The sequence below is a fragment of the Singulisphaera chitinilytica genome, assembly GCF_049331405.1.
Classification (GTDB): domain Bacteria; phylum Planctomycetota; class Planctomycetia; order Isosphaerales; family Isosphaeraceae; genus PoT.
In genome coordinates this window covers 1,287,247-1,299,753 of sequence record NZ_CP186274.1, presented here as the reverse complement: position 1 = coordinate 1,299,753, position 12,507 = coordinate 1,287,247, and the positions used below count along the sequence as shown (strand labels likewise).

The following is a 12,507-nucleotide window of genomic DNA, read 5'->3' as shown; positions in this document are numbered from 1 at the left end:
GGGATTAGAGGCTTCGCCCCCTCCCCTTCGTTGTCGCCGAGGGCATCGCGTCGTGTCGCGTGTCGCGGACTTACCGCGATATCATCACGCCTTCTTCTCGACGTGCCCGCCGAACTGGAAGCGCATCGCCGAGAGGAGCTTGTCGGCGAAGTCGCTCTCGCCCCGGGAGGCGAACCGCTCGTACAGGGCGGTGGTCAGGACGTGGGCGGGGACGGCCTCGTCGATGGCCGCCTTGATCGTCCAGCGCCCTTCGCCGGAGTCGGAGACGCGGCCCTCGAAGCCGCCGAGGTCCGCGTCCTTCAGGAGGGCCGTCGCGGTGAGGTCGAGGAGCCAGGAGGCGATGACGCTCCCTCGTCGCCAGACCTCGGCGATCTCGCCGACGTTGAGGTCGTACTGGTAGAGATCCGGGTCGCGGAGCGGCGTCGTCTCGGCGTCGATGTCGTGGGTCTTCTTGCCGATGTTGGCGTGCTTGAGGATCGCGATCCCCTCGGCATAGGCCGCCATGATGCCGTACTCGATGCCGTTGTGGACCATCTTCACGAAGTGCCCCGCGCCGTTGGGGCCGCAGTGCAGGTAGCCATGCTCGGCGGTGCCCTGCCCGGGCTCGCGGCCGGGCGTGGGGGGTGCCGAGTCGGACGGGGGGGCGAGGGTCGCGAAGATCGGGTCGAGGTGCTTCACGACCGCCTCATCCCCGCCGATCATCATGCAGTAGCCGCGATCGAGCCCGAAGACGCCGCCGCTCGTGCCGACGTCGACGTAGTTCAGCCCCTTCGGCTTCAGCTCCTTGGCCCGGCGGAGGTCGTCGACGTAGTAGGAGTTGCCGCCGTCGATCACGATGTCGTCGGCCTCGAGGAGCGGGATCAGCTGCTCGAGCGTCTTGTCGACGACGCCGGCGGGGACCATCAGCCAGACCGCCCTCGGCTTCGCCAGCTTCTGCACGAAGTCGGGCAGCGACGAGGCGCCGGTCATCCCCTCCTTGGCCAGGTTCGAGACGGCCTCGGCGTGGACGTCGTAGACGACGCAGTCGTGCCCCCCCTTCGCCAGGCGGCGGACCATGTTCGCACCCATCCGGCCCAGCCCGATCATGCCGATCTGCATCCGATTTCCCCTTAGAGTATGCGGTTCGGGCCCGTCGATCTTGCCCGCTCCGTTCAGCACGGTCTTCGACTCGATTTCATCAAGGCGTCGGCCGCCCCTGGCGCGCGAGCACCACCAGGGAACGTGCCTGCACTTCATAGACCAGGGACGGCACCCGCGGCCCCGTCCCGTCCTCGGCGATGTCTTCGGGGCTCGCCAGGGCGGTGTCGACGACCCGGCTCCAATCCTCGGCGGAGCCCTCCTGGATCGCGAAGGTGAGCGGCTCCCAGTAGGCGTTGATCATGACGTAGAGGTCGACGTCGTCGAGCGAGCCCCCTCGCAGGCAGTAGGCGAGGCTGTGCGACTCGTCCCCGAGGTCCACCTCCGCCCCGACGCCGTACCAGCGGACGTCGTCGCGCCAGAATCGGGTCCGATGCAGGGTCGGGTGCGTCTTGCGGAACCGGATCATGAGCCGGAAGAAGCGATGGACGTCCGCGTGTGTCTCGAGCCGAGTCCAGTCGAGCCAGGACGTGGCGTTGTCCTGGTTGTACGGGTTGTTGTTCCCCCCCTGCGTCTGGAGGAATTCGTCCCCCGCGCGGAACATGGGGATCCCGTTGGAGAGCATCAAGAGGGCGCAGAGGTTCTTCGCCTGGCGGGTCCTCAGCACGAGGACGTCGGCCGGCGCGCCTTCGTCCCCCTCCCAGCCGCAGTTCCAGCTGTAGTTGTCGGACTGGCCGTCGGTGTTGTCGTGGCCGTTCGCCCAGTTGTGCTTCTCGTCATAGGCGAGGAGGTCATAGAGGGTGAAGCCGTCATGCGCGTTCACATAATTGACCGTGTGGAAGGGGCGGCAGGCCTCGCGGACGTCGTCGGGGAAGAGGTCGTCGCTGCCGTAGATCCGTCGCATGAGGGTCGGGACCATGCCCCGATCCCCCTTGATGAACTTGCGGAGGTCGTCGCGATACTGCCCGTTCCACTGGCTCCAGGACTGGCCGGGGAAGTGGCTGCCGAGCTGATAGGCCCCGCCCGCGTCCCAGGGCTCGGCGATCAGGTGGACGTGGCGCAGGACGGGGTCGGCCCGGATGGCCGAGACGAGCGACGAGTCGGCCAGGTTGGTCGTGCCGTCGTCCTGCCTGGTGAAGATGGAGGCGAGGTCGAAGCGGAAGCCGTCGACCCCCATCTGCGTGACCCAGTACCGCAGGCTCTCGAGGATCAGGACGCGGACGACGCGGCTCCCGCAATGCAGGGTGTTGCCCGTCCCCGAGAAGTCGGCGTAGGGGGCGTTCGGGTCGCCGGAAAGGAGGTAATAGGTGCTGTTGTCGATCCCCTTGAAGCTGTAATTCGGGCCCGACTGGTCGGCCTCGGTCGTGTGGTTGTAGACGACGTCGAGGATGACCTCGATCCCCGCCTCGTGGAAGGCGTCGACCATCTCCCGGAACTCCTCGCGCGCGTGGGCCCGGTCGGAGGCGTATTGCTGGTGCGGGGCGAAGAAGTTCAGGGTCATGTAGCCCCAGTAGTTCCCCTCCTCAGGGTCGAACTGGTGCACGGGCATCAGCTCCACGCGGGTGATCCCCAGATCCTTCAGGTGCGGGATCTTCTCGACGACCCCGGCGAAGGTCCCGCGCAGCTCGGGTGCGACGCCGCTGCTCGGCCCCTGGGTGAAGCCGCCGACGTGCATCTCGTAGATGATGACGTTCGGGTCGCGCACGCGCCAGCGGGGATCGTCCCGGGGCGTCGACGGGTCGTCCATGCAGAGGACGCCGAGCGGGGCCTTGCCCGCCGTCGACCCCGGATGACTGGCCGCTTCCCGGCTGAACCCGGGGGGGAACCAGACCGCCCTGGCATAAGGGTCGAGCAGGATCTTTTCGGGGTCGAACGCGTGCAGGACGTCCGGGCCGCCTGGCGCGGGGCCCGAGACCCTGTAGCCGTAATAGCGGACGTCGCCGGCGTCCTTCCTGGCGACCTTGCAGAACCAGATCGAGCGCAGCTTGTGGATCCGGTAATCGAGCTCGAGCGTGTAGAGCGGCTCGACCTGGTCACATTCGCCGTAGAGCAGGAGCGTGACGCCGCCGGCGTTCTCTGAGAGGAGGACGAAGTTGTACGCCTCCTCCTCCTCGATCCACGATTGGCCGGGCGGCAACGGGTATCCCTCCGACCCGAACCACTCGAGGATCCCCCTCGGCGCCCCCTTCGCCGGGCCCGTCCCGCAGGCCGGGGCCCGGTCCGGATCGGCATTCGCGGAGGTGCCCGCCCTCGCGCCCGCGGCGTCGCGAGGGTGTCCGTTCTCGACCGGGGTGACTGGGGATCGGCGGATCTCTTTCACGGCGTCCTCGACCGGGGCGCGGACCCTCGGCCGACGCGGTGGATCGGCCCAGGAGCGATCGGGCCTTCCGCATCGTCCGACGGCCCGGCGCGTCTCGCTCGTGCGGGTCGTTCGCGAACGGATCTGGAGGGGATCGATCCGAGGGCCAGTCTACGAAAGAGGCCCCCGACCGATGATCTCGGGTCGGGGGCCGAATCTCAAGCCGATACCGTTTCTTAGCCGGCCGGCGGCCGGAGCAGGTCGGCCTCGAGCGCCTTGACCTTGGCGAGCCGCCGCTCGTGCCGCTCCTCGTGCGAGAACTTCGCGCCGAGGTAGGCCGCGACGAGGTCGACGGCGAGCGCCGTGCCGACGATCCGCGCCCCGAGGACGAGCACGTTCATGTCGTCGTGCTCGACCCCCTGGTGGGCGGAATAGGTGTCGTGGCAGACGGCCGCGCGGATGCCCGTGAGCTTGTTCGCGGCGACCGACGCACCGACGCCCGAGCCGCAGAGCAGGATCCCCCGCTCGGCACGGCCGTCCTGGATCGCCCTCCCCAACGCCTCGGCGAAGTCGGGGTAATCGTCCGGGACGGAGGGGTCATTCGTCCCCAGGTCGAGGACGTCGTGCCCCTGCTCGACCAGGCCGCGGCGCAGCTGCTCCTTCAAGGTGTATCCGGCGTGGTCGGCCGCCAGGGCGATCTTCATGGCTTACTTCCCTTTCCCCAGTTGGTCCTTGGCCGCGGCGACGACGGCATCGGTCGTGAAGTGGAACTGCTTCTGCAGCTCCTTGAGCGGCGCCGAGGCGCCGAATGTCTTCATGCCGATGATCGCGCCGGTGAGGCCGACGTACTGGTTCCAGCCGAAGGTCGCCGCCTTCTCGACCGCGACGCGGGCGGTCACCGAGGCCGGCAGGACGCTCTCGCGGTATTCGGCCGACTGGTGCTCGAAGACGTCCCAGCTCGGCATGCTGACGACGCGGGCCTTGATCCCCTCGGCCTTGAGCTTCTCGTAGGCCTCGACGCACATGGAGACTTCGCTGCCGGTGGAGAGCAGGATCACGTCGGGCTTGCCACCATCGGCGTCCGCCAGGATGTAGGCACCCTTCGCAAGCCCGCTGGCGGGGGCATACTTGGTGCGGTCGAGCGTCGGCAGGTCCTGGCGGGACAGGATCAAGCAGGCCGGCTCGTGCGTGAGCTGCATGATGTAGCGCCAGGCCTCGACCACCTCATTCGCGTCGCAGGGGCGCATCACGACCAGGCCGGGCATGGCGCGGAGCGAGGCGAGCTGCTCGATCGGCTGGTGGGTCGGGCCGTCCTCGCCCACGCCGATGGAGTCGTGCGTGAAGACGTAGATGACCGGGATTTCCATGACGGCGGCCAGGCGGATCGGCATCCGGCCGTAGTCGCTGAAGATCAGGAAGCCCGCGCCATAGGCCCGGATCTTCACCAGGGCGAGGCCGTTGAGGATCGCCCCCATGGCGTGCTCGCGGACGCCGAAGTGCAGGTTACGGCCGCCGTAGCTGTCGGCCTGGAAGGCGCCCGCGCCTTCGAAGGTGAGCAGGGTCTTGGTCGACGGGGCGAGGTCGGCCGAGCCCCCCATCAGCCAGGGGACGCCCTGGGCGACGGCGTTCAGGACCTTGCCCGAGGAGGCGCGGGTGGCCATCCCCTTGGCGTCGGCCGGGAATTCGGTCAGGTGCTTGTCCCAGCCGTCCGGGAGCTGGCGGTGCTGGATCTTGTAGAGCTCGTCGGCCGCCTCGGGGAAGGCGGTCTTGAACTTGTCGACCTTGGCGAACCAGGCCTCGCGGAGTTCCTTGCCGCGCTTGCCGATGCCGTCCTGGAAGTTCTCGTAGACGCCGTCGGGGACGAGGAACTTGGCGTCCTCGGGCCAGCCGTAGGCCTTCTTGGTCAGCTTGACCTCGGCCTCGCCGAGCGGCTCGCCGTGGGCTTCCTTCGTGTCCTGCCGGTTGGGCGACCCGAAGCCGATGTGGGTGTCGACGATGATGAGGGTCGGGCGATCCTTGGTGTCGTGGAAGACCTTGAAGGCCTTCTCGAGTTGGCCGAGGTCATTGGCGTCGGTCACGTGCGTGACGTTCCAGCCGTAGGCGAGGAACCGCTTGCCGACGTCCTCGGTGAAGGCCAGCGAGGTGCTGCCCTCGATGCTGATGTGGTTGTTGTCGTAGATCCAGCAGAGGTTCGAGAGCTTCAGGTGGGCGGCGAGCGAGGCCGCCTCCGACGAGATGCCCTCCATCATGCAGCCGTCGCCGCAGATGGCGTAGACGTTGAAGTCGATCAGGCCCTCGAAGCCGGGCTTGTTGTAGTGGGCGCCCAGCCACTTCGAGCCCATCGCCATGCCGACGCTGTTGCCCACCCCCTGGCCGAGCGGGCCGGTCGTCGTCTCGACGCCCGAGGTCCAGCGGTATTCGGGGTGGCCCGGGCAGCGAGAGTGCCACTGGCGGAAGCCCTTGATCGAGTCCATCGGGACCGACGGCTCGCCCAGGATCTCGTAATCCTTGTTGACCGCCTTCACGCCCGTCAGGTGCAGCATCGAGTAGAGCAGCATCGACGCGTGGCCGTTCGACAGCACGAAGCGGTCGCGGTTCGGCCAGATCGGGTCGGACGGGTCGAAGTTGAGCACGTACTGCCAGAGGTAGTAGGCCACCGGCGCCAGGCCCATCGGGGCCCCGGGATGTCCCGAGTTGGCCGCCTGGACGGCGTCCATCGACAGCGTGCGGATCGTATTGATGCTGAGCGCATCGAGCGGGTGCTTCTCCGACTTGATCGCCGCCTTCGGGTCGACCGCGGTAGCCATAAGGTGCATTCTCCTCGCAAAATCGTATCGTAAACTCGCCGCGTGGCTCGTACCCGCGGTCTTTTCGCAGGCTTCTTCCGCATCCGCTCTGGATCGTGGAACACGCCCCGGGCACGGATGGATACTCGACGACTCCTCCGGGCAACGAGGGATCGTCGCGTCCCGGGACCCCGTACTTTTCTCATCTCCGGGGTATCGAACGCAAGCCCGTCACCCTCATCGCCGGCCCGGAACCGGAATTCTTCACAATGAACTCGGGGACCGTCGAGGCCCCATCGTCATTTCTCGCCCCAGGGTCCGGGGCGGTCATCGGTCGGGCTGGCCGCCCGGAACATCCCTCGTCGGCTCCGAGCCCGCGCGAGGGGGACTTCGCGGACATTCGCCGACGCCGAGTCATCCAAAATAGACGGAAGTCGCCTGGTTCGACTAGGTTATTTCTCGCCGAACTCGAGAGCGGAGGAAAGATCGGCAATCTGGCTCGGAGGCGAAGGGGAGAGAAGAGGGCTCAGAGGGGCAAGTGGCCGGTGTCGTTCCAGAGCCGGATCGCGGGCTCGGTCACGTCATGCTCATAGCCGACGATGCTCAGGCCCCCCGTCTGGAGGACGAGGTGGCGGGCGTTCCCGGCCGGGCAGCCGAGCCAACGGGTCGCCAGGACCCTGAGGAAGTGGCTGTGGCTGAAGACGAGGGTCTTCCCCTCGCACTCGCGGAGCCTGGCGACGACCCGATCCGCGCGGGCGGCGATGGCCTCGAGCGACTCGCCGTCGGGGCAGCCGTCGCGGAAGAGGTCCCACTCGGGCCGGGTCTGGCGGATCTCGTCGGTGCGCATCCCCTCGAAGGCGCCGTAGTCCCACTCCATCAGGTCTCGATCGACCACGGCCTTCTCGCCCAGGCCGGCCAGCTCGCAGGTCTGCCGGGCACGCAGGAGCGGGCTCACGAAGACGTGGTTGAACGCGACGGGCTGCAGGCGGGTCCCGAGCCCCCTCGCATTCGCCTCGCCGGCCGAGGTCAGCGGGATGTCGGTCCTGCCCGTGTGTTGTCGACTGATCGACCACTCCGTCTCACCGTGGCGGACGAGGAAAACTTCGGGAAGCGGTGAGTTCATGATCCCATCCCAGGTCGCTCGTGTTGAATGTTGAACCGCCGGCGTGCGCACAAAATCAGCACCAAGGCACCAATTCGCCCAACCAATTTCGTAGGTATTCTAACCAACGACGACGAGTAAGGGTTCTGAAAACGACGTGTCGAGGCGAAGACGATCGCGAGGGGTCGGGGCGACGTGCGGCGGTGGAAAGCCCGGCCGTCTCGACGCCGAGGGGGCTCCCGTCCATTCTGACCGATCGACCCGGCATTTTGTAGGGGAATTGCGGGCTTCCATCACGAATGGGTCGGCGCGAAGTCTGTGAGCCGCCGCCGGTATCGATCCGAGGCCGATGGATCCCTCGCCCGCGATTCGCAAAAGTTCATGAAGGTGGCCGACGAGCCGTCACATTCCGATTGCAGCCCTTCGAAAAATGGAGTAAACCCCTCAGCTCGTCGTGCCGAGACGCCATTCCTCGGTCGATGCCGGCGCTCGACGGTGGGGTCCCATCTCAAAGGGTCGGCAATCGTCAAGGAAGGTTAAGGTCCCCATGGAGGGGGCCGTCGCGTCGCGGATCGACGCTCGATAGTTTGTGCGAAGCAAGGATGTCGCAGTCGACAGAGAGCGGGTCACTTCTCAATTCTGCACCTCGAAACCTATCCCGCACACACCAGGATTCACTTCGGTCGGCGCCCCCCTGACGTCTTTGTTGCGCGAAGCGCTATCTGATTCTATCGAAGTCGACTTGTTCATCTGTTTGTGAGCGATCACAAGTGGGACGGAACCGGTGCGGACTTGCGAGCCCAAAGCAGGAGGCTTGGCCCGTGCAGTCTCTCAGCCAGCGTTCGGTCGCGACGCGTCCGCCGCTCCACGACACGTATCAGCCCGACGCGAAGTCGCCGCAGCCTCAGTCGAGACCCGGGCTCTTCGCCGGCGAGCCGATCACCTGCCGGCGCGACGCCTGGCAATTCGCGGAGGTGATGCTCCACCTGGCCCTCTTGCTGGCCGTGGTCAACGTCTACCACCTCGAGAACCGGGCCTTCGTCATCCTCGCGACGATCGCGGCGGCGACCCTGCCGGTCCACTACCTGACCCCCTTCCGCTGGAAGAAGCCGCTCTTCATCGCCGCGTCGATGCTGGGCCTGGCCTGGGTCTACGGCCCGGTCGTGGCGGGGGCGGTCGCGCTCGCCTCGGCGGTGATGATCGGGGTCTGCTACCTGCCGATCCCCTGGATCGCCCGGGCGGGCCTGATGGGATCGCTGGCGCTCGCCCTGGCGCTGACGAGGCCGGCCGAGGGCTTCCTGGGGGTCATCCCGGCGGCCGCCTGGCCCGTGCTCGCGACGATGTTCATGTTCCGCATGATCATCTTCCTCTATGAGCTCAAGCACGCGAAGAAGCGGGAGCCGGTCGTCGACGTCCTCGGCTACTTCTTCCTGCTGCCGAACTACTGCTTCCTGCACTTCCCCGTCGTCGACTACCGGACCTTGCAGCGGTCGTACTTCTCCAAGGACGTCCACGACACCCAGCGCGCCGGCCTGAAGATGATGACGAAGGGGGCCTTGCAGCTCCTGCTCTATCGCCTCGTCTACCACGAGCTCCTGATACCGGCCGAGGAGGTCCGCGGCCCCGTCGCGCTCGCCGGGTTCCTCTTCTGCAATTACCTGCTCTACCTGCGCGTCTCGGGCCAGTTCCACATGGCCTGCGGGATGCTGCACCTCTTCGGGTTCCAGCTCCCCGAGACGCACCACAACTACCTGCTGGCGACCGGCTTCACCGACTACTGGCGACGCATCAACATTTACTGGAAAGACTTCATGGTGCGGGTCGTCTTCAACCCGGTCGTCTTCCGGCTGAAGCGCTGGCCGCAGCCGGCCGCGCTGGCGATCGCGACGGCGGTGGTCTTCTTCGCGACGTGGGCGCTGCACGCCTATCAGTCTTACTGGCTCCGGGGGAGCTGGGGCTTCAGCCTGCCCGACGCCCTCTTCTGGGGGATCCTCGGGCTCCTGGTGATGGTCAACGTCCAGTTCGACGCCAGGCGTCCCAGGCGCCGGGCGGCGAAGGACGCGACCCCGACGCTCGCCGAGCGCGGGCTCCGCTGGCTGAAGGTCGCGGGGACCCTGACGACGATCACGGTGCTCTGGTCGCTCTGGTCGAGCCCGAGCGTCTCGGCCTGGGTCGACCTCTTCCGTCGCGGCCTGACCGTCTCCATGTAACCCGGATATTCAGGAGGCCGTCGACGATGAGCAATCGTCCTCTCTCCCTCTCCCTCTCGACTCCCCGGGATTCGTTGATCCAGACGGTCGCCGTGCTGCTCGTGGGCCTGATCCCGCCGAGCCCGGCCGGATCCCGACTGCACGCGACCTGGGAGATCAGCAGGCTCCCCGAAGGGGCACGGGCCGACCGCGAGAAGCGCGCCGGGGGATATTACGAAGGCCTGATCGGCGTGGAATCGCCGGGCGCGGCGAGGTCCAACCCGGCCTTCTTCCTCGCCTCGAAATCGAGCACCGAGCCGAGGTTCACCGACGCGAACATCTCGCGCAAGCTCCCCGGCGACATGCTCATGTATGAGCTGCTCCCCAACGTCGAGCGATCGCTCTACGGGCTCCCGTTCACCACCAACGAGCACGGGATGCGCGACCGCCCCTGCTCGCTCGAGCGGAAGCCGAGGACCGTCCGCATCGCCGTCCTCGGCTCGTCGATCGACATGGGCTGGGGGGTCGGCACCGAGGAGACCTACGTCAACCTCGTCGAGGACTGGCTCAACGACCAGGCCGAGAAGCGAGGGGGCTCCGTCCGGTTCGAGGTCCTGAACTTCGCCGTCGCCGCTTACAGCCCGCTCCAGCGCCTCGAGGCCTTCCGGCGCAAGGCGGCGGCGTTCCGCCCCGACGTCGTCCTGTACTCGGCGACGACCCTGGACATCCGCCTGCTCGAGATCCACCTCTGCGACATGCTCCAGAATCGCGTCACGCCGGGCTACGACTTCCTCCGCGACGAGATCAAGGCGGTCGGCCTGACCGAGAAGGACCTCGCGCTCAATGCGCAGGACCGGCTCCGCAACAAGAACGGGCTCAAGGCCAAGCTCCGCCCGCACTACTGGCCGGTCTACGACAAGAGCGTCGAGCGGCTCGCCGAGGAATGCCGGGCGATCGGCGCCCCCCTCGCCGCCATGATCATCCCGCGCTCGGGCGAGGGAGAATCCCCCAGGAACCGCGCGCCCATGGTGGGACAACTGCGCTCGATGCTCGATCGCCACGCCGACGTCGTGCTCGACCTCTCCGGCAGCTTCGACGGGCTCAAGCCCACCGACGTGGAGATCTCGGCCAGCGACGACCACCCCAACGCCCTCGGCCACGATCGGCTCTCGAAGTCGCTCGCGAAGGCGCTCGAGACGGATGCCAGGCTCCGCAGGGTCGTCTTCTCGGCCGAGGATCCCGAGCTCCTCGAAGGGGAGCGGGGGCATGCGGACGCTCGCCCATCGGCGGGCTACCTCGGCCCGGAGCCGATCGTCGCCTCGGGACCGGATGTCTCGACGAGGGCGTCGGCCCCATTGTTGCAGATCAACGACGAATGATCGTCCGTCGCGGTCGAGTTTGCTTCCCGGCGAGGGCACGCCTCGGGTGCCCGATTGCGGCCCTTTGCCGGGACTGTTAGCCTCGACGCTTCGTGATGACGGCCCTGCACAGGGGTCGTCCTGCGGCCGATCGCCCCGACCGTCTCCCCCCCTGCTCGACCTTTTCCCGACCTCCTGGGTCGATGAGTGTCGAGCCGAGTCGGATGCGCCGGCGGTCGTGAAAGCCCCGCAGGATCGAGACGAGACGGCCCACCGAGCAAGGCATTCCACCATGATGAAGCCGAAACGTTCGCGAATCCGCACAATCCTTACGGGGATGGCGTCGGTCGCCCTGACCCTCGCCTCGGGCGCCTCCTGGGCCGCCGAGGCCGCGCCCTCGCCGGGCGTGAAGGTCCTCACGGGCAAGGACGCGTTCGGGGACTGGACGACGGATGCCCCTGGCGTCCGCCGCCACGTCACCTTCGACGCCCTGCCGGCCCCCTTCGACACCCCCTCGGCCCGCAACAGCCCGAAGGTCGTCGCCCGCCCCGAGGGGGCCTGGCCTCGCGTGCCCGAGGGGTTCAAGGTCACCGAGTTCGTCAAGGGCTTGAACCAGCCCCGCGTGATCATCACCGCCCCCAACGGCGACCTCTTCATCGCCGAGAGCCAGGCGGGGCGCGTCCGGGTCCTCCGCGACGCCGACAACGACGGCAAGCCCGAGATCAATGAGGTCTTCGCCAAGGGACTGAGCCAGCCCTTCGGCATCGCCTTCTACCCGCCGGGGCCGAATCCGACGCACATCTACGTCGCCAACACCGACTCCGTCGTCAGCTTCCCGTACAAGGAAGGTGACACGAAGGCCTCGGCCTCGCCCACCGTGATCGTCGCCGACATCCCCGGCGGCGGCCGGCTCACCGGCGGCGGGCACTGGACGCGCGACGTCGTCTTCTCGAAAGACGGCAAGCGCATGTTCGTCTCGGTCGGCTCCAAGTCGAACGTCGACGACAACGACGGGGAGAAGCGCCGGGCCGATATCCTCGCCTTCAACCCGGACGGCTCGGAAGAGAAGATCTTCGCCTCGGGGATCCGCAACGCGGTCGGCCTGACGATCCACCCCGAGACCGGCCAGCTCTGGTGCTCGGTCAACGAGCGCGACGGCCTGGGCGACCACCTGCCCCCCGACTACATCACGCACGTCGAGGAAGGCGGGTTCTACGGCTGGCCCTGGTACTACCTCGGCGGCCACCAGGACCCGAGGCACGAGGGCAAGCACCCCGAGTTGAAGGACAAGGTCATCGCCCCCGACGTGCTGCTCCAGTCGCACTCGGCCTCGCTCGACATCACCTTCTACACCGGCGAGCAGTTCCCCAAGGAATACCGGCTCGACGCCTTCGCGGCCGAGCATGGCTCCTGGAACCGCGAGCGCCGGACGGGCTACAAGGTGATCCGCGTCCCGATGCACGACGGCAAGGCGACGGGCGAGTACGAGGACTTCCTCGTCGGCTTCGTCACCCCTAGCGGCGACGTCTGGGGCCGCCCCGTGGGCGTGACCGTCGGCAAGGACGGCTCGCTCTTCGTCACCGACGACGGCTCGAACACCGTCTGGCGCGTCGCCTACACCGGCGGCTCGAAGTGACCATTTGACCTCCATTCCTCTTCGGTCGAGGGCGTCCGCGAAGCCGGGCCCTCGGCCGAC

The 12,507-nt window shown here is 67.4% G+C and carries 8 protein-coding genes; 3 read left to right on the top strand and 5 right to left on the bottom strand.

Annotated elements, in window-relative coordinates; all coding sequences use genetic code 11:
• Positions 1 to 84: 84 nt before the first annotated feature.
• The 5 genes from gnd to ACOYYX_RS05060 form a co-directional block, all read right to left on the bottom strand.
• Positions 85 to 1,098 carry a phosphogluconate dehydrogenase (NAD(+)-dependent, decarboxylating) gene (gene gnd / locus ACOYYX_RS05080; protein ID WP_422928851.1) on the bottom strand — a complete coding sequence of 338 codons (1,014 nt, stop codon included), beginning with the start codon at positions 1,096 to 1,098 and terminating at the stop codon, positions 85 to 87.
• Between the two features lie 79 nt (positions 1,099 to 1,177).
• On the bottom strand, positions 1,178 to 3,397 hold the full coding sequence (locus ACOYYX_RS05075) for a glycogen debranching protein (protein WP_422928850.1): 2,220 nt from the start codon (positions 3,395 to 3,397) through the stop codon (positions 1,178 to 1,180).
• A gap of 215 nt (positions 3,398 to 3,612) precedes the next feature.
• Positions 3,613 to 4,080, bottom strand: a complete 468-nt coding sequence (gene rpiB / locus ACOYYX_RS05070) for a ribose 5-phosphate isomerase B (RefSeq protein WP_422928849.1) — start codon at positions 4,078 to 4,080, stop codon at positions 3,613 to 3,615.
• 3 nt (positions 4,081 to 4,083) lie between these two features.
• Complete coding sequence (tkt, locus tag ACOYYX_RS05065; RefSeq protein ID WP_422928848.1) at positions 4,084 to 6,183, bottom strand: transketolase; 2,100 nt, start codon at positions 6,181 to 6,183, stop codon at positions 4,084 to 4,086.
• A gap of 505 nt (positions 6,184 to 6,688) precedes the next feature.
• Positions 6,689 to 7,285: a histidine phosphatase family protein gene (locus ACOYYX_RS05060; RefSeq protein ID WP_422928847.1), complete on the bottom strand. Its 597-nt coding sequence runs from the start codon at positions 7,283 to 7,285 to the stop codon at positions 6,689 to 6,691.
• Between the two features lie 800 nt (positions 7,286 to 8,085).
• On the opposite strand from ACOYYX_RS05060, the gene ACOYYX_RS05055 reads away from it, so the two are divergent.
• The 3 genes from ACOYYX_RS05055 to ACOYYX_RS05045 all read left to right on the top strand — a co-directional run bounded on the left by ACOYYX_RS05055 (position 8,086) and on the right by ACOYYX_RS05045 (position 12,447).
• Complete coding sequence (locus ACOYYX_RS05055; protein WP_422928846.1) at positions 8,086 to 9,474, top strand: hypothetical protein; 1,389 nt, start codon at positions 8,086 to 8,088, stop codon at positions 9,472 to 9,474.
• A 26-nt stretch (positions 9,475 to 9,500) separates the two neighbouring features.
• Positions 9,501 to 10,832 carry an SGNH/GDSL hydrolase family protein gene (locus tag ACOYYX_RS05050; protein ID WP_422928845.1) on the top strand — a complete coding sequence of 444 codons (1,332 nt, stop codon included), beginning with the start codon at positions 9,501 to 9,503 and terminating at the stop codon, positions 10,830 to 10,832.
• 274 nt (positions 10,833 to 11,106) lie between these two features.
• A complete protein-coding gene (locus tag ACOYYX_RS05045; protein WP_422931592.1) occupies positions 11,107 to 12,447 on the top strand; it encodes a PQQ-dependent sugar dehydrogenase in 1,341 nt (446 codons plus the stop codon).
• Positions 12,448 to 12,507: the final 60 nt, after the last annotated feature.